The organism is Propionigenium maris DSM 9537 (assembly GCF_027925155.1).
Taxonomy (GTDB): domain Bacteria; phylum Fusobacteriota; class Fusobacteriia; order Fusobacteriales; family Fusobacteriaceae; genus Propionigenium; species Propionigenium maris.
The window spans coordinates 262664-279171 of record NZ_BSDY01000003.1 but is presented as its reverse complement, the minus strand read 5'-3'; the positions used below and the strand labels follow the sequence as shown (position 1 = coordinate 279171).

The 16508-nt window shown below is 44.1% G+C and carries 14 protein-coding genes, 4 tRNA genes and 1 pseudogene; 11 read left to right on the top strand and 8 right to left on the bottom strand.

From position 1 onward, the window contains the following. The first annotated feature begins 201 nt into the window (after positions 1-201). The gene (locus QMG11_RS04700; RefSeq protein ID WP_281833860.1) at positions 202-1236 is read left to right on the top strand and encodes a LacI family DNA-binding transcriptional regulator; all 1035 of its coding nucleotides are present in this window, start codon (positions 202-204) and stop codon (positions 1234-1236) included. A gap of 96 nt (positions 1237-1332) precedes the next feature. Continuing rightward, positions 1333-2301: a type I phosphomannose isomerase catalytic subunit gene (locus QMG11_RS04695; protein ID WP_281833859.1), complete on the top strand. Its 969-nt coding sequence runs from the start codon at positions 1333-1335 to the stop codon at positions 2299-2301. Between the two features lie 157 nt (positions 2302-2458). Here the strand turns inward: QMG11_RS04695 and QMG11_RS04690 are convergent, their stop codons facing one another. Further along, complete coding sequence (locus tag QMG11_RS04690) at positions 2459-3811, bottom strand: MATE family efflux transporter (protein ID WP_281833858.1); 1353 nt, start codon at positions 3809-3811, stop codon at positions 2459-2461. A gap of 147 nt (positions 3812-3958) precedes the next feature. On the opposite strand from QMG11_RS04690, the gene QMG11_RS04685 reads away from it, so the two are divergent. The 4 genes and pseudogenes from QMG11_RS04685 to QMG11_RS04670 all read left to right on the top strand — a co-directional run. Next, entirely contained in the window at positions 3959-4723 is a 765-nt protein-coding gene (locus QMG11_RS04685) for a Cof-type HAD-IIB family hydrolase (RefSeq protein ID WP_281833857.1), read from the top strand. Positions 4724-4870: 147 nt separating this feature from the next. Continuing rightward, entirely contained in the window at positions 4871-5047 is a 177-nt protein-coding gene (locus QMG11_RS04680) for a hypothetical protein (protein WP_281833856.1), read from the top strand. A gap of 737 nt (positions 5048-5784) precedes the next feature. Further along, entirely contained in the window at positions 5785-6711 is a 927-nt protein-coding gene (locus QMG11_RS04675; protein WP_281833854.1) for a hypothetical protein, read from the top strand. 328 nt (positions 6712-7039) lie between these two features. Beyond that, positions 7040-7354, top strand: a pseudogene (locus tag QMG11_RS04670) (peroxiredoxin); the annotation flags it as partial. A 65-nt stretch (positions 7355-7419) separates the two neighbouring features. Here QMG11_RS04670 and QMG11_RS04665 read toward each other — a convergent pair. From QMG11_RS04665 to QMG11_RS04635, 7 genes are read right to left on the bottom strand one after another with little or no spacing between them, the layout of a single operon-like run. After that, positions 7420-8979, bottom strand: coding sequence for a BatD family protein (locus QMG11_RS04665; RefSeq protein ID WP_281833852.1), 1560 nt, complete (start codon positions 8977-8979; stop codon positions 7420-7422). Further along, positions 8966-9817, bottom strand: coding sequence for a hypothetical protein (locus tag QMG11_RS04660; RefSeq protein ID WP_281833850.1), 852 nt, complete (start codon positions 9815-9817; stop codon positions 8966-8968). Before QMG11_RS04660 ends, QMG11_RS04665 begins: the two co-directional genes overlap by 14 nt. Then, on the bottom strand, positions 9801-10772 hold the full coding sequence (locus QMG11_RS04655; protein WP_281833848.1) for a vWA domain-containing protein: 972 nt from the start codon (positions 10770-10772) through the stop codon (positions 9801-9803). The genes QMG11_RS04660 and QMG11_RS04655 overlap by 17 nt, the downstream gene beginning before the upstream one ends. An 11-nt stretch (positions 10773-10783) precedes the next feature. Further along, positions 10784-11743, bottom strand: a complete 960-nt coding sequence (locus tag QMG11_RS04650) for a VWA domain-containing protein (protein WP_281833846.1) — start codon at positions 11741-11743, stop codon at positions 10784-10786. After that, the gene (locus tag QMG11_RS04645; protein ID WP_281833845.1) at positions 11736-12467 is read right to left on the bottom strand and encodes a hypothetical protein; all 732 of its coding nucleotides are present in this window, start codon (positions 12465-12467) and stop codon (positions 11736-11738) included. The genes QMG11_RS04650 and QMG11_RS04645 overlap by 8 nt, the downstream gene beginning before the upstream one ends. Positions 12468-12469: 2 nt before the next feature. Further along, on the bottom strand, positions 12470-13276 hold the full coding sequence (locus QMG11_RS04640) for a DUF58 domain-containing protein (RefSeq protein WP_281833844.1): 807 nt from the start codon (positions 13274-13276) through the stop codon (positions 12470-12472). 9 nt (positions 13277-13285) lie between these two features. Then, a complete protein-coding gene (locus QMG11_RS04635; RefSeq protein ID WP_281833867.1) occupies positions 13286-14275 on the bottom strand; it encodes an AAA family ATPase in 990 nt (329 codons plus the stop codon). A 203-nt stretch (positions 14276-14478) separates the two neighbouring features. Here QMG11_RS04635 and QMG11_RS04630 point away from each other — a divergent pair. From QMG11_RS04630 to QMG11_RS04610, 5 genes are all read left to right on the top strand, one after another. Next, a tRNA-Gly gene (locus QMG11_RS04630) sits at positions 14479-14554 on the top strand. Between the two features lie 3 nt (positions 14555-14557). Continuing rightward, a tRNA-Lys gene (locus tag QMG11_RS04625) sits at positions 14558-14633 on the top strand. Positions 14634-14647: 14 nt separating this feature from the next. Next, positions 14648-14724 (top strand) — tRNA-Arg (locus QMG11_RS04620). Positions 14725-14922: 198 nt separating this feature from the next. Further along, positions 14923-15006: transfer RNA gene (locus tag QMG11_RS04615), tRNA-Leu, on the top strand. 220 nt (positions 15007-15226) lie between these two features. Beyond that, positions 15227-15961, top strand: a complete 735-nt coding sequence (locus QMG11_RS04610) for a hypothetical protein (RefSeq protein WP_281833842.1) — start codon at positions 15227-15229, stop codon at positions 15959-15961. The last annotated feature ends 547 nt before the right edge of the window (positions 15962-16508 follow it).

Genomic DNA, 16508 nt, shown 5'->3' with positions numbered 1-16508 from the left:
ACAGGACCTATCGTTCTTGTAAATGAGAAGAACCTGGAGAAGGCCACTGCAATACTTGTAGAAGCAGAGTTCATGGCTCAGGAAAAGGTTTCTTGCTAAAAACTTTAGGAGCTGCCACGGCAGCTCCATTTTTTTCCTCAATAAATGGAGCTAGTTGACAAAATCAATATAAACTTATAATCTATATTGGGAGGGAAGATTTTGAAAAAGATATCTATAAATGAAATAGCTAAGGAAGCAGGGGTCTCCAAGAGTACGGTTTCAAGGGTTATAAACAATCATCCCAATGTAAATGATATAACCAGAAGAAATGTACTAGAGGTAATTGAAAGACTCCACTATAAACCCAGTGATATAGCCAGAAATCTTTCTAAAAGTATGAGTAATGATGTGGCAGTGTCTCTTCCAAATATAAAAAATCCATTTTTTTCTACAATAATAACTGAAGTAATGGCCGACGCAATTGCCAGTGATATGAATATACTCCTATATACTACAGATTCCCTGAATGAAGATGTGGTAAAGAAGAAGGAGCAGAAGATCATAGAGATGGCAAACAAAAAAAGAGCAGGGGCTATGCTACTCTACAGTTCATGGTATACAAAGGAGATGGAGGAGGAGCTAAAAAAACTCGGGATACCGGTGATCCTTATCGGTAAGAGGGTTGTGGACACGGATTTCTATCAGATAGTTTATTCAGAGGAAAAGATGGCTTATCTGGGTATGAAGTACCTTCTAAAGCAGGGGTACAGAAAAATCGGATTTATCAAGTGGCACGAGAGTGAGGACTGGAGATACTCCCACAGGATGCAGGGGGTACAGAGGGCTATGGATGAGTATGGGGTGACTCTGGATAAAGACCTTCTATTTAACTGCGGGGACTATAAGATCAGTGATGACCACGCCAAGGCAGCCTATGTAACTGCCAAGAGAGAGATTGTAGACAATGAGGAGGTAGAGGCTGTATTTGCCCTTACCAACACAGCTACCCTTGGACTTATTAAGGCGCTGAAGGAGGCAGACAGAAAGCTTCCAATTATTAGTTTTGATGATGCTCAGATATTTGAGGATCTGGATCTAGGGGTAACCTGTATCGAGAGATCATCTGAGGTAATAGGGGAACTGTGTGTGGAACTTCTGGCCAGGGTATTCCGTGGGGAGCAGCTTGAGGAGAAGGTTGTGGAGTTTGAACCTCAGCTGGTACTGAGAGGCTCGGAAAAGGGAATAAAATTTTAAGAGAGTCTTTTGAAGGCTCTTTTTTTCTTGTATCGACAAGGGAGGTAAAATTAGATATAATTAGGGCAAGAATTCAGTAGATTGAGGGGGAATGAGATGTATCCATTAAAGTTTAAAAAGCATTTTGTGGAAAAGATTTGGGGGGGGAGAGGTTTTGAAGAAGCTCTGGATATGAAACTTCCTACAGCTGATAACTACGGAGAATCATGGGAAGTGAGTTCCCACAAGAACGGAATGTCCTATGTGGAAAACGGATCTTTAGAGGGGAAGAGTCTTCAGGAGCTTGTGGATCAAGATGGAGCAGCCCTTCTGGGAGAGGAAATTTACAATAGATTTAAGGGGAAGTTCCCGGTACTTATAAAATATTTAGATGTAAATGACAGACTTTCTGTGCAGGTACACCCCTCCGATGAGTATGCTCTGAGGGTGGAGAAGGAGTTTGGTAAGTCGGAATCCTGGTATATTATTGAGGCCAGCGAGGATGCAAGACTAATTATGGGATTGAAGGAGGGAATTACCAAGGAGGAGTTTCTGACCAAGGCCAAGGCCAATGACTTTACAGATATGTTTAATATAGTTTCTGTGAAAAGGGGAGACTTTATAAATGTAAATCCAGGCCTTGTACATGCAAGCCTTGAGGGATCTGTGGTAATATGTGAAACCCAGCAGAACTCAGATACAACCTACAGGATCTATGACTTTGACAGGAAGGTAAACGGAGTGGCCAGGGAGCTGCACCTGGATAAAGCATCGGATGTAATAAACTTCAATGAGAAGCCTGAGATAACAACAAATGATTCCAGGGAGAAGATAGCTCTAGAGGGAGCCCAGAAGGAGATCCTTGTAAGGGGAGAGTACTTCAATATAGACAAGCTCATGGTAGAGGGTGTTTTCAGGGATGAGATAAATGAAAACTTCAAGGTATACTCTATCCTAGAGGGAGAGGGAAAGATCCTTCACTCTGGAAAAGAATATGAGATCAGGAAGGGGGATACCTACTTTATCCCGGCTGGTCTTGATGTGAGTGTAGAGGGAAGGGTAGAGATACTTAAGTCCTTTCTTTAAGGGAAAACTCATATAGAATTGGAGAGAATAGATAGAAAAAGACTGACCAGAAGGGTCAGTCTTTTTTATTATTAGGAGAAAGTATAAAATAATAGATTATTACCATCATAACAATCCATTGTATAAGATTAGAAGGGGTGGAGCATCAAACTCCTTTTTATGCTGTAATGTACTTATTTTTTTTCTCCCATATACCTGAGAGGTAGAAGATAACAGCTACCACTCCAATGGCGTTTGTAGCCACAGCTGTGGAATACCAGAGGGATCTGGCCCCTATAAATCTGTCCAGGATAAATACCAGGGGGATCCTCATGAGCCAGAGCCTGATTACCGTGATATACATGGAGATCTTGGTATATCCCGCTCCCTGGTGGACCCCCATGACGATCTGATAGATTCCCCAGGCTACAGCTGTAGGGGTGGTGGCTATGAAGAACTCCCTTGTGAGCTCCACTACTGCCGGGTCTGTGGTAAAGACGGCAAGGATGGGATCTGAAAATCCAATGATGACAGCTGAACCTATAATACCTAGCAGGATGGTTATGACTCCCATCTTTCTCACAGCTTCCCTGACCCTTTGAAGATTTCCCGCTCCAATATTCTGACCTGCAATGGTACTCATGGAAGCACAGAGGCTGGTGCTCAGACTAAAGAGGATACTGTTTACCTTGTTTCCCAGTCCCACAGCAGCAATTACAGCAGCCCCATATCCCACAGCGTGGGAGTTGATAAGCATATTTCCAATGGGAGAGGTGGACTTGGTTATGACTGCCGGGATTCCCAGGGCCATAACCTTTACGAGGTCTTCTTTGGAGATCTTCAGGTGTTCCCTTGAGATCTTCAGACCCCTTCCAGTGTAGAAGAGGTCGTAGATTCCGTAAGCTGCAAGGAAGCCCTTGGAGATAACTGTAGCCACAGCAGCTCCTGTGATTCCCATATTCATCTTAAAGATAAAGAGGGGGTTCAGGAGAAGGTTGAACACCAGGGAAGCTATGTTCATATAGAGGGGCTTCATGGTATCCCCTTCAGCCTGTTTTACCGAGAGGTAGCACACATTCATAAAGGTGAAGAATGTTCCCAGGAGCACTATCCTAAGGTAGGAAGCCCCCTCCTGAAGGAGAGTTCCTGTTACATTGAGGGCTCTCAATATAGGGTGGGAGGCAAAGGTCCCAGTGAGGCCAATTAGAATTGAGAGTACAGAAGCAAGGAAGACCAGGTTTCCGATACTCCTTCTGGCCCCCTCATAGTTTTTGCTCCCTATATTCTGGGATACCATGGAAAGCATGGGAACGGAAAGCCCCATACCTGCAGCCATGACAGCGTTGATAACCGGGTCTACAAAGGCAAGGGCAGCCACCTGAACACTTCCCATCCTTCCCATAAAATACATGTCTGTAAGGGTGTAGGCTCTCTGAATTAGCTCACTGATCATAAGGGGAATGGAGATCTTTAATATAACTTTATAGAGACTCCCATTGACGATGAGGTCCCTGTGCTTCTTATACTTCATCTGTTGCTCCTTTATCAAAAAATTATTCACAAATGGTTATTCTATCATCTTTATGGAGTTTTAACAAGGAGGGGAGTTTGGCTTGGAAAATGACTGGAGGTCGGCTATACTTAGATAAAGGCTTGGAAAGAAGAGTGGGGTGAGGAGATGTATAAGTTAGTTGTATTTGATATAGACGGGACCCTGGCTGTGAGGTGGAATGAAATACCGGAAACTACCCTTGAAACTATCAGAAGGCTAAAGGAGAGGGGGATCCACTGTCTCATGGCTACAGGAAGGGGAAGTGTAGCAGTGGAGGAGATGGTCAGGCTCACAGGGATAGAGGACTATGTGGCCCTCAATGGTCAGTATATTTTCTATGGGGGAAGGGTCACCTATAAATATGTCTATCCCAAGGAGGTAACTAAGAGGATAGCGGAGATATGCAGGGAGGTAGGTTGCTACTATGGATTTATAAATGAGAGGGGTTACTATATCCCAGATTTGGATGAGCTCAGGGGAAAGCACGGGAGCCCTATACTTACAAGTGTAAAGACTATAGATGATCTGGGGGAGGATGAGGAGGTTAACCAGATAGTTGTCTTCTGTGAAAAGGAGAAGTATAGTTACTTTGACGAACTGAAAAAAGATTATATAATGACCTCCTGGCACACTGGGGGATTTGATATGCACATTAATACCAGGTCTAAGGCTGAGGGGGTAAGGGAGATAGCTGAAGACCTGGGCATAGGAAGAGATGAGATCCTCTGTTTTGGAGATGGAGAAAATGATATAGAGCTGCTGGAGTATGCAGGTATGGGAGTGGCCATGGGAAGTGCAGGAGAGAAGGTAAAAAAAGCAGCAGACCTTGTGACGGAAGCGGCAGAGGAGAATGGAATCTATAATATTTGCAGGAAGCTAGGGATGATTTGATATCTCGAAAAAACGATATACATTATCTTTTGAACGTTTTTGAGACTCTAGGTGTTAATAGTCTGGTAATAATCTTTTAATTAAAAAAAGGTAAATTAGTTAATAGAGAGTAGATAATAGCATCAAGGGTAGAAAGGAGGGTTATAAATGAAAAAATTATTATTTTCATTGATACTTTTAATCTTGGCAGCCTGCACCTCCACCGAGGAAAAAAATGTTGAGAGAATGACCAGAGAGGGAGACCCCCAGTGGTGGCAGGAGATAGGAGAGCCAGATAGCGAGTATTGGTGGGTAAATGAATATGAAGATGAACAGTCGGAATAGGGGACCCTTAAAGGGGTCTTTTTTTATTGTTAAGGAAAGTATGAACTTCAAATTAAATCCATGGTAAATTTTATTTCACTCTCTATATGAGAGCGAGGTACTTTCTTACCATGATGCAAGAAAGTACCCAAAGAAGATCTAGGGATTTATAATTGTCTTCTTAAGTAGATTCAGGTTTTTCGTTCCTTTGAAGGGCTCTCTACAGAGTCTAAAGAAGCCTAACGGAACGAAGTAGTTCATTTTGCGAAGTTAGACGACTATAAATCCCACTAAAAACCTTCGTGATAGGACTTAGTAACTAGAGCTGAAAAAGGTGTTAAAGGTTTTAGTTATCAAGATAGCTAGTGACTTATTTATGACTACAAGATGAATTAGAGAAGGGAAGAGTCCTAGATCGGATTATTAAAAAGGTCTCCCTACGTAACCACCCTAAAAGTGTTGCTTATTGTGTTTTATTAACCAACCTTAAAATTGACTTAAGTTCAATTTTTAAACAAAACTAAAAAAATGTTGTCCTTTCTGAATAAAAGTTTAAAAGAGATCAAACGGTTTGTCTTAGATGCTTTTAAAGCCATATATTTTAATAGAGTTTTAAGTACCAATAGAGGGCTATATAAAATATAATAAACGAGCGATATGTATATGTTTATTATTTTAGAAAGACTATGTGTATCTAAATGGAAAAATCTAATATTATTGGATGGAAAGTAAAAGTGTTTTTAAGGGGAGAAAAAGAAATGAAAAAACTATTAACAGGAGCTATGATTTTTGGAACATTTGCAACTGCAGCATACGCAGCTCCAAGAGGAACGGTGGAAGTAGGATTTGAGACGGAGAGAGTAAACTCAAGATATGAGGACTCAAGCTTCATCCTGCCATATGTGAAGACAAAGACATTCTTCAATGAAACAACTTCATACTACATGGAGGCAAACTACTCATTCAGATACCACGATAAAAATAGAGGTGGAACAGATGAGAAGGCCAAGGATAAGAGACAGAGATATGAGCTATACTTTGGCGGATACACTATGACAAATGGAAACTTTGCATTTGCACCTAAGGTGGGAGTAAGACATGAGGAGTTTTCCAACCAGGTAGATGGAAGAGCTGAGAGAAGTGTTTTCAGATTCTATCCAAATATGTCGTATAAGATAGATGAGACCAATGCCCTGTCTCTAGGAGGATTTGTTGCCACTATCTCAGATAAGAGAACTGGTAGCGGAAGAAACGGAGATCAGGATTCATATGACAAGAGACAGTCGGACTACCTACACGAGTTAGAGTTTGCTCACACATATAAATTAAATGAGAGACAGACATTTGTAACCTCTATCTACAATGAGTATGAGAGCAATCAATATCAGGGAACAAATGAGATCTGGGAGTTAAGATTTAAGTTTAACTACGCTCTGGAAAATGGAAAGACTAAGGTGTCTCCATTTGTAAGACTGCCTATCAACAGAGAGAGTAGAGAGGTGCAGAAGGACGGCACAAGAAAGACTGTGGATACAGACAGAACAAGAGTGGGAGTATCTGCAAGCCACAAGGTGAACGAGGACTGGACTATGCTAGGAGAGACTTGGTATCAGACTCAGACTATGGAGGGTGGACCAAGTAAGGACACTGTATTTCTAAAACTGGCTATGAGGTATGCATACTAGGATCTAAAGGATCTTAAACCTTTATGAATTTTTACAGGCGATAGCGGGAGTTATCGTCTTTTTTATTTGGAGAGAGTGAAAGGGTAGGGGTCCTCAGGCTCTGAATAACTGGGGAAAGGAAAAAATATGGATAAATAAAAGGACTTTACATATTCAGACAAATATATTATAATCAATATTGAAATGATTACAATATTGGAGGTTGAGGATGAACTTTTCATTGGAAAATCAAAATGGAGATATGATAAATCTGGCTGACCACAAGGGAAGAAAGGTAGTATTCTTCTATCCTAAGGCAAGTACTGCAGGGTGAGCTAAGGAAGCTAGAGGATTCGGTGAATCCTATGATGCATTTAAAGCTCTTGGAATGGAGATATATGGAGTGAGCAAGGACACTGTAAGAAGGCAGTCGAACTTTGCCAAAAAGCTGGAAACTGAGATCAATCTGCTAAGTGATGCGGAAACTACTGTATGTGAGGATTTTGGTGTATGGCAGCTAAAGAAGATGTGTGGTAAGGAGTATATGGGAATAGTCAGATCTACCTTTATTCTGGATGAGGATGGAACAATCCTTAAGGAGTGGAGAAAGGTCAAGGTAGCAGGACATGTAGAAGAAGTATTGGAGGCCTGTAGGGGTCTATAAATAGCAGAACCATCCTAGAACTGGAAGTAGCCAGTGTTAGGATGGTTCTTTTTTATTGATTTTAATTATTCAGTAGACTGAGCCTTTAAAAGCTCGTCTATTACTTTTTTCCTGTCTATTTCTTCCCCTCTAAACCTCTTCTCCTCTACCTCCCTGTGGATACTCTGGAGCTCTTTACTCTTCAGTCTCTCTCCACTCTGGGCCTTGGGGTTGAAGTTGTATCTCTCCTTCATGAAGGCACAGTAGTTTTCATAGAACTCTTGGTTATTTTTGCTCCTCTTGAGGTTTTTTATGGAGTATATTCTTCCTCTACCTTTCCTAAACCTATCTCTTAGGAGGTATAGGATTACTCCTCCCTGGATAATCACAAGGGAGGCCAGAGCTATAATTATCCAGTTCTTGTGGGTGGACTCTGGAACTGGCTCGGGGATCACAGAGATCTCCACACTTTCTGTAGAGGCAGTGACCTGTGGCAACACGGGAGTTCCTCCCTGGACAACTGCCGGATCTCCGTCCACCTCTATCTCCCTGCTCTCCACTACAAAGTTTTTGTACTTCCTCTCCCTGGTGTCGAAGTAGGGAATGGATATCTCAGGGGTCCTTAACCTTCCTGATTTTTTTGGAATGAAGGCCACCTGGAATACCTTTCTGTTCTGGTAGGTATCCCCCTCTATCCACTCCTCCTGATTCACAATGTTTTCATAGATGCTGAAGTCCGAACTCCTCCCGGAGATTATCTCCTTCAGGCTGGAAAGGTTCCCACTTCCAGAGAGGTCCACTGTAAGGGTAGCTGCTTCTCCCACAGCCACACTGCTCCTATCCAGGGTAGAGGTTCCCTCTAGGGTTCCCACTATATTTTTAAAGTCTGCTGGAGCTCCCTCTGGCAGGGGAAGGATATCGATCCTTCTTTTTTCCCCTGCCAGGTTTTCAGAGTGTCTGGAGAAGAAATCTCTCCCCTCTGCAGAAACCCTCACCACAGAACCCCCTATCTCCCTGGAGCCGCTGGAGCTGGGCTCCAGTATCCCCTGATAGAGAACTATGTTGAGGGCCTCTCTGTCCCCTACCTTGGTCCTGTTCTGAAGGGCTCCGATCCTTCTTCCTGGGTTCACATCTGTAATTGAGATGTCCCCGAAGGATGGTCTCTCCAGGTAATCGATATCCTGGAGGCTCACAGTTGTAACCAGGCTCTCTGTATAGGGGATCTTCTCCCCAAAGTAGTAGTCCTCCCTCTCTGGAGTGATCTGGATGAAGTACTTTCTCTCAGACACAGGTGTGGCACTCTGAGCACCCACCTGGATACTTATGGTATTGGATTTCTCGCCCCCTCCAACTGCCTTCAAGGGGAAGGTCCCCTCCTTGAGGGCCATGGCCTGGTAGGTGTCTGTATAGGAGGAGGAACTTTTTCCGTTTATTATAGATTTGTTGCTGCTGCTGTAGTGGCTGAGAAGTCTAAAGTTTTCTATGTTTTCAATATCATACTTTATCTTCCCCTCCATGGTTACCCTCAGATTCAAGGTTTCCCCCACAGCTATCCTGCTCCTGTCTGCCTCTATAAAGATCTCCCCATAGAGGAGGTTGGTTATGCAGAGGAGGAGGAACAGTATTAACTTTTTACCAGGCTTCATGGGCCTCCTCACCTCCTATCCTTTCAAGTCTTTCATTGTTCTTAAAGGCCTGCTCCTCGCTTCCCTCTAATCTCTCAAGTATTGTAAGGGCTTCCCTTCTCTGAGTTGTCTCCTCTGGAGCCTCACCTCTCTGGAGCTGCCCCTTCTCTGGATCACTATCTGGTTTATTGGAGCTCCCACTGGTGTTTTCTCCCCTATCTTGCTGTCCCTGTTCCTGATTTTGATCTTCCGGTCCTTTATTCTGTTTCTTATTCTCCTGGGAGTTCTCCTGCTTATCCTTGCCGGAATCTCCCTGTTGCTGTTCCTTTTGCTGCTGCTTCTGATCGCTGTTCCTTTTATCCTGCTCCTGCTGATCTTTATTTTGTTTTTGGTCTTGATTTTCTCTATTTTCCTGCTGTTTCTCTTCCCTATTCTTCATATCCTCTAACCTTCTGCTCACAATCTCATAATTTTTTTTGATATTTATGTCCCCTGAGCCCTTCATAGCCTCCCTGTATTCGGTGAGGGCACTCTTATAGTGCTCCTTCATCTTCTTGGGGTTTTGCTCCCCCAGGTAGGCATGGGCATTTCCCCTGAGGAATTTCTCTCCCCTTCCGCTCTCTATGAGCTTCTCATATTCCTCACCGTTGTAGAGGTTGACTCCCCTGTTTCTCTGGGCTGTTTTTGAGGAGTACCTGACAGCTGCCTCCTTAAAGACCTTGTCCGCTTCTATATACTTTTCCTTTAGACTGAGGCTGTTCCCCCTGGATATGAGAAGGGTCTCCCTCATGGACCTATATCCGAGAAGAATTAAGATCAGGGAGAGGAGGAGGAGTCCTATATTAATCTTCCTCTTCATCTGCTATACCTCCCTTAATATTTATCCCCAGAAGGATAAGGAGAAATCCCAGGAGGAGGGGTATCTGGTAGTAGTGTTTATAGATCCTCAATACCTGCTCCTCCCCTTCCTCTCGATTTATAGAGGAAATATCCTCTGTAAAGGTATTTTTCCTGCTGAGATTGTCGATCCTGTAGTAGCCTCCCCCGGTATCTTGAGCCATCTTCTGAAGGAAGGATTCATTGATCCTACTCACAACGGTATTTCCACTGGAGTCGGTGATGAATCCCTTCCTAACACCATTGTCGTAGTTGGGAAGGACGCTTCCCTTGGAGGTCCCCACTCCCATGGAGTAGATCCTGATCTTGTTGGCTTTGGCATATTCCAGGGCTCCCCTCTCCTCCTCTCCCCCGTCGGAGATGATGAGTACAATTTTATTCTGGCTTCCGATCTCCTCGAAGGAGGTGTTGGCCAACCTCAGTCCCTGGAGGATATCCGTTCCTCCCCCGGAGATTAGCCTTGTGTCGATTACGTCGATATAGTTTCCTGCAATATTGTAGTCGTCTGTAAGGGGCATCTGTATATAGGCACTGGAGGAGAAGGGGATGATTCCCACCCTGTCCCCCTGAAGACTGCCTATAACTTCTCTCAGGGTGGTCTTAGCTGCCTCTATCCTGTTGGGATATACATCCTCAGCCAGCATGGACCTGGATATATCCACCAAAATATATATACTGAGTCCCTCGGTCTTTACCCTTCTCTCCCTCTCAAGCTTCTGGGGGGCCAGAAGGGCCAGGAAGATGAGAGCTGTTCCCAGAAGGAGGGATAGAACCCTTCCATATTCTGTAGCCCTTAACCTTCCAATGTCCAGGGCTTCTATAATCTTTTTCTTCTTAATGATTCCCGCTACCAGGGAGATCCCTCCCAGAAGGAGGACAACCCCGTAGGCAGTATCCCTTATATTTCCAAATTCCAAATTTCATCCTCCTAGGGTATTCTTATAAAGAGCAGATATCGACAGATGATTCCCAGAAGGAGGAGGATCATAGAGATTCTTATGAGGGGGATGTAGTGCTCCCTCCTGTCATAGAAGGAGGTATCCTCTATCTTCACCTTTTCCAGGGCATCTATCTCCTTAAATATACTCTCAAACTCCTCCTCATCTGAAGCTCTGTAGTACCTTCCCTGGGTGAGCTCTGCTATCCTCACGAGAAGGTCCTCATCCAGTTCCGTATTCTCAACCTTTCGTCCTCCGAAAAACCCATTAACAATGAGCTCCCTGGCTCCTATTCCCACTGTATATACCTTTATTCCCAGCTCCCTGGCAATGTTGGCTGCAGCCATGGGGCTCATTGCCCCCGAGTTGTTCTCGCCGTCTGTGAGAAGGATAACCACCTTGGAGGTACTCTGGGAGTCCTTTATCCTGTTGATGGCCACGCCCATCCCCATACCTATGGCTGTTCTGTCGCTGCTAGTGATATCTCCTATCTGAAGCTTCTGGATGGTATCTACCAGCATAGGGTGGTCCAGGGTGAGGGGGATCTTGGTGTAGGCCTCTCCACCGAAGATAACAAGGGAGATCCTATCATCGGGTCTTCCCTCTACAAACTTGACAAGAACCCTCTTGGCTACCTCCAGCCTGTTGGGGTTAAAGTCCTCCTGAAGCATGGACCTGGAAAGATCCAGGGACAGTACTATATCTATCCCCTCCCTGTCTATATTTCTCCTTTCCCTCACGCTCTGGGGTCTGGCAAGGGCCAGACACATGATAACCAGGGAGGAGTAGAGGAGGCACTTTCCTATAAGATCCTTCCTGCTCTTCTTGACCCTTTTACGCACCGTCTTTATACTGGCTACCTCTATGGCTCCCCTCCTCTCCCTCCTCAGAAGGAGGTAGATTACAGGGAGTAGTAGGAGAAGGTAGTAGGGTGATTGAAATTTAAACATTGCTCCCCTCCTTTGCTTCTCCTATGTTGCAGGTTTTCTCTATGGACTCTATGAGCTCCCTGGCCCTGTCCTTGAGCTCCTCCCGGTCTCCCTCACTCCTTCTGGCGAACTTTAAACTGTCCAGCTCCCCTAAAAAGTGCAGGAGTTCCTTGGGAGCCCCTTCGCTTTTCTCATACCTTCCCGAGAGGAGGTTGGAGCCCATGAGGTGGTCTGCATACTCCCTTGTGAGGTAGCTGATACGATAAGTATAATCCTCACCGAGATCCTCCAGATTCCCATAGAATTTCTCCCTTGGGCTGAGCTGCTCTTTCTTTTTCCTCCTGCCTATAACTCCTACTAACAGGTACATTAGAGAGCTTAGACCCAGGAGAACTCCCCCTGCAAAGATCCACGGGAACCTGGGTTTAGCCAGGGTTCTGGCGCTGCCATCTGAGAGGTCCGAGTAGATCTCCCTCTCCCCCTCCTCAAGGGAGGATTTAACGTTGAATACCAGTCTCTTGTCCCCTATCTCCACCACCTGCTCCCCGGGATGGTAGCTTCTGAGGGTAACGACACTTCCCTCCTCCGACTCTCTTATATCCTCTATTTCAAAGGCCTGGAAGGCCTCACGAACCTTATCCTCGCTGCTCCCTGAGATCAGCAGGTTTATCCTGTCTCCGATGAGTATATCCCGGCCCAGGGCCAGGTGGGAGACAAGAAGGATCAATAATAATAACTTCTTCATCTCTATCTCCTCATCCTAAAAAATTTAGAGAGCTCTCTCACATAGTCCCCCTCTACATCTATGGTGAGCCCTCCCCTTATGTCTGCTTCCTCTATATTTATATCCCTTTTGAGATTTTCTATAAGGAGCTCCTCACCGGTCTCGCTGTCCACCAGGCTGAAGAGGGCTCCCTTGGGAAGCTTTGCCCTCCTGGAGTTACTGATCCTTATGGGGATGAGGTCGTGCTTCCTTCCCACAAGCTTCATGGACCTCTCATACCCCTCATCCATAAAGTCTGAGATGAGGAAGACGATACTTCTTCTCTTCACCACCTTGTAGAAGAAGTTCAATACCTCCCTGATATCGGTGCTTCTGCTCTCACACCTGTGGAGGAGGTATTTTTCCAGGATGGAGAGGGAGTGCTTCCTCCCCTTCTTCAGGGGGATAAACTCCTCTACCCTGTCTGTGAAGAGGAGGGCTCCCACCCTGTCATTATTCTTGTTTGCAGTAAGGGCCAGGCTTCCCAGGAGCTTGGCCACCAGGAGCTTCTGCTTAGGGAAGGAGTTGGAGGCGGATACATCCACCAGGATATACATGGAGAGCTCCCTCTCCTCTACAAACTCCTTTACATAGGTCTTCCTCTGCCTGGCACTCACCTTCCAGTCTATCTTCTTTACATCGTCCCCCATGGAGTACCTTCTGATATCTGAAAACTCCATACCATTCCCCTTGAAGAATGAGTGGTACTCCCCTGCAAAAACCTCATTGGCAAGGATGTTGGAGCTCAGCTCTATCTCCCTTATCTCCTTGAGTATCTTCTTTTTATCCACAATCTCCTCCTATGGCAGGATAACCCCTTCCAGGATATCCTCTATAATGTCCTCTACCTCCCTGTCCTCGGCGTGGGCGTCGTAGGAGAGGATCAGCCTGTGCCTCAGCACATCGTATACCACCCTCTTGATATCCTCGGGCATCACATACTCCCTTCCCATTATAAAGGCGTTGGCCTTGGATGCCAGAACCAGGGCGATGCTGGCTCTCGGGGAGGCACCGCACTCGATATACTCATTCTCCTCCCTGGTCTTGAAGACTATATCCAGGATGTAGTCCTTGAGCCTCTCATCTATATGGATCTCCCTGACCTCTTTCTTGATCTCGTCTATCTTCTTGGAGTTCAGTATCTTGTCTATCTGGATATCCTCAAAGATGGTTTCCTCTGTAAGGAGGGCAAGGATCCTCTTCTCCTCCTCTCTCGTTGGATACTCCACCTTCACCTTCATGAGGAACCTGTCCTGCTGGGCTTCTGGCAGGGGATAGGTACCGTCCTGCTCTATGGGGTTCTGGGTAGCCAGAACGATGAAGGGGGTGTCCAGGATATGGGTTTCATTAGCTATGGTCACCTGCTTCTCCTGCATGGCCTCCAGCAGGGCAGACTGCACCTTGGCAGGGGCTCTGTTTATCTCATCGGCCAGGATTATGTTTCCGAAGATGGGACCCCTCTTTATGTGAAACTCCCCCGTCTTCTCATTGTAGATCTCTGTACCGATGACATCACTTGGGAGAAGGTCCGGGGTAAACTGTATCCTGGAGAAGTCCAGCCCCAGGGTCTCAGCCATGGTATTTACAGTCAGGGACTTAGCCAGCCCTGGAAGCCCCTCTAAAAGGATGTGGTTTCCCGTAAAGAGACCTATGAGGATCTTGTCCACCATATCGGTCTGTCCCACTATCTTCTTTCCAATCTCCCTCTTTAGGGTTTGAACTAAATTTATATTTTCCACACTAATCCTCCTAAGGTTCTTATAAGTTGTTTCGTGGTTTTGACGCTGCAGCTCCCTGTTTAGTTGAATTTTTAAAATTTTTTAAGAAACTATCCCTTGAAGAAAGGGAAGAGTAAAGGGAGCGCTTTCTCTCCTATAAATTATCCTATCAAAGGGTTGAAATTTCAAGAATTTTAAATTTTTTCATAAATTTTGTTGACACCACCTTTAAAATGTTGTAATATAGTTCTTGTCCATCGGGACAGCCGAGAGATGCGGGAATAGCTCAGTTGGTAGAGCGTCAGCCTTCCAAGCTGAATGTCGCGAGTTCGACCCTCGTTTCCCGCTCCATATGCGTCACTAGCTCAGTTGGTAGAGCACTCGACTTTTAATCGAGTTGTCACAGGTTCGATCCCTGTGTGACGCACCACTCATTTTATAGATGAGCCTGTAGCTCAGCTGGATAGAGCAACGCCCTTCTAAGGCGTGGGTCAGGGGTTCGAATCCCTTCAGGCTCGCCATTTAATCATTCTATGGATTTTTTTGGAAATGAAGTAAATTTATTTTACAAAATCTATGAGTATTGAAAGAAATCAGGATTTCTTTCAGAAAGTGCATTATGCATTTGCCACAGGAAATATCTTTTAAAGGTTTTCCTAAATTGAAATTTTTTCAAGATTGATTTCACATCAATCGCAGAAAACTTTACAATTTACCATGCGGGGGTGGCGGAATTGGCAGACGCGCTAGACTTAGGATCTAGTGTCTTTGACGTGGGAGTTCAAGTCTCCCCCTCCGCACCATTTAATTTAGAAGTAAGGGATTCATCCTTAATTTTTTATAAGTAAAATTAAAATAAAAAACAAACATTCAAGGGCGATTTAATCGGTCTTTTTTTATTTTCTAATTTATAGATGATGTTAGGTTACAAAGTATCTTACTTAAGCAAACCTCTTTTCAACTTTTTATAAGCAAAGCTTAATAAAGATAAAGACACTATGAAGAATAGGAGTGATATTTAATATGGATGAAAGGTGTGAAATTTTAATAGAAAAAATTTACCGGGAATTAGAGGAGGAACTGAGCAGAAGAGGGATCTCCCTGGAGGCTGTGGACGATTATTTTTTTGATTATGAAAGGGATGAGTTGGAGGATATCCTCGAGGATATAACCTTAAACTACCTGAATAGAAAGAAGACATGGGAAAGGAGGATTATAGAGGAGAACCTTGGAGCTGAAGAGGCCTATGATGCTGAAGGTCTTGAAGGTGAATCGGGAAACCCCGATGAAGATAAGGTCTTAAAGGAGAGTAAAACCCCATTCAAGGACCCAAGATATGATGAAGAGGGTTACGATAAGGACGGATACGATGTCCTGGGATGGTCAAAATCCGGCTACCATAAAACAACCCAGACAAAATACAATATAGGCGGATATGACAGAGAGGGCTATAATGCACTGAACTGGTCAAAATCTGGCGACCACAAAATGACCAAGACGAAGTTCGATGAAAATGGCTATGATGAAGAGGGCTACAATGCCTCAGGATGGTCGGAGTCTGGCGACCACAAGGTAACCAAAGGAAAGTTCGATGAGAGTGGCTATAATGAAAGAGGTTATGATATCCATGGGTGGAATAAAGAGGGTTACAGTGAGAAGACCAACTCTCTATATAATGAAGAGGGATACGATAGAAGTGGGAATAAAAGATCCATTTGGGAAAGAGTGAAGTCTTCCCTTTTTCCGACTAAGAATTAGGACTGAAGTAAATTCAGTTCTTTTTTTATTATTTTATACTTTCTTTGCTTGTACCCCAAGGGCATTTCCTCCCTATGCTCACCGCATCCAAAGAAAATACTCAAGAAAGAAGGGGCTCACCGTTACTTCTGTCTTGATACAGAAGTAACCAAGAGATCAAGACCTGTTAAAAATATCTACTCCATATAAAAAGAAGTCTGAAAAAATCGTATCGCTTGCCACATCCTCTTGAGAGTCGACGAACATTTTTCTAGACTTCTTTTCTTATATTCCATCTACGATATTTTCAAATGGTCAATATTATAAAGAGTTTTTCTAAATACCATTCAGAAAATACTAAATTTTCTTTTAGACTAATTAAAAAGTTAACTGTAATGATATTTTGGAATAAAATATTGATTAGATTTTTTAGAGGTGCTAGCTTATATATAATAGCATCATTTTTTAAGCTAGAAACCTTTAAATATAAAGTTTTATATTTCTTAAAGAGTCTGAATTCTTTTTTTATTTTAAGTTCCAAAAGCTGGAAATTAAATCCAGAGAATGG

Coding starts and splice junctions, on each gene's coding strand:
- QMG11_RS04645 (WP_281833845.1), bottom strand. CDS start 12,467: ATGAAGAAGTTATTATTATTGATCCTTCTTGTCTCCCACCTGGCCCTG.
- QMG11_RS04695 (WP_281833859.1), top strand. CDS start 1,333: ATGTATCCATTAAAGTTTAAAAAGCATTTTGTGGAAAAGATTTGGGGG.
- QMG11_RS04660 (WP_281833850.1), bottom strand. CDS start 9,817: ATGAAGAGGAAGATTAATATAGGACTCCTCCTCCTCTCCCTGATCTTA.
- QMG11_RS04650 (WP_281833846.1), bottom strand. CDS start 11,743: ATGTTTAAATTTCAATCACCCTACTACCTTCTCCTACTACTCCCTGTA.
- QMG11_RS04690 (WP_281833858.1), bottom strand. CDS start 3,811: ATGAAGTATAAGAAGCACAGGGACCTCATCGTCAATGGGAGTCTCTAT.
- QMG11_RS04665 (WP_281833852.1), bottom strand. CDS start 8,979: ATGAAGCCTGGTAAAAAGTTAATACTGTTCCTCCTCCTCTGCATAACC.
- QMG11_RS04610 (WP_281833842.1), top strand. CDS start 15,227: ATGGATGAAAGGTGTGAAATTTTAATAGAAAAAATTTACCGGGAATTA.
- QMG11_RS04685 (WP_281833857.1), top strand. CDS start 3,959: ATGTATAAGTTAGTTGTATTTGATATAGACGGGACCCTGGCTGTGAGG.
- QMG11_RS04680 (WP_281833856.1), top strand. CDS start 4,871: ATGAAAAAATTATTATTTTCATTGATACTTTTAATCTTGGCAGCCTGC.
- QMG11_RS04675 (WP_281833854.1), top strand. CDS start 5,785: ATGAAAAAACTATTAACAGGAGCTATGATTTTTGGAACATTTGCAACT.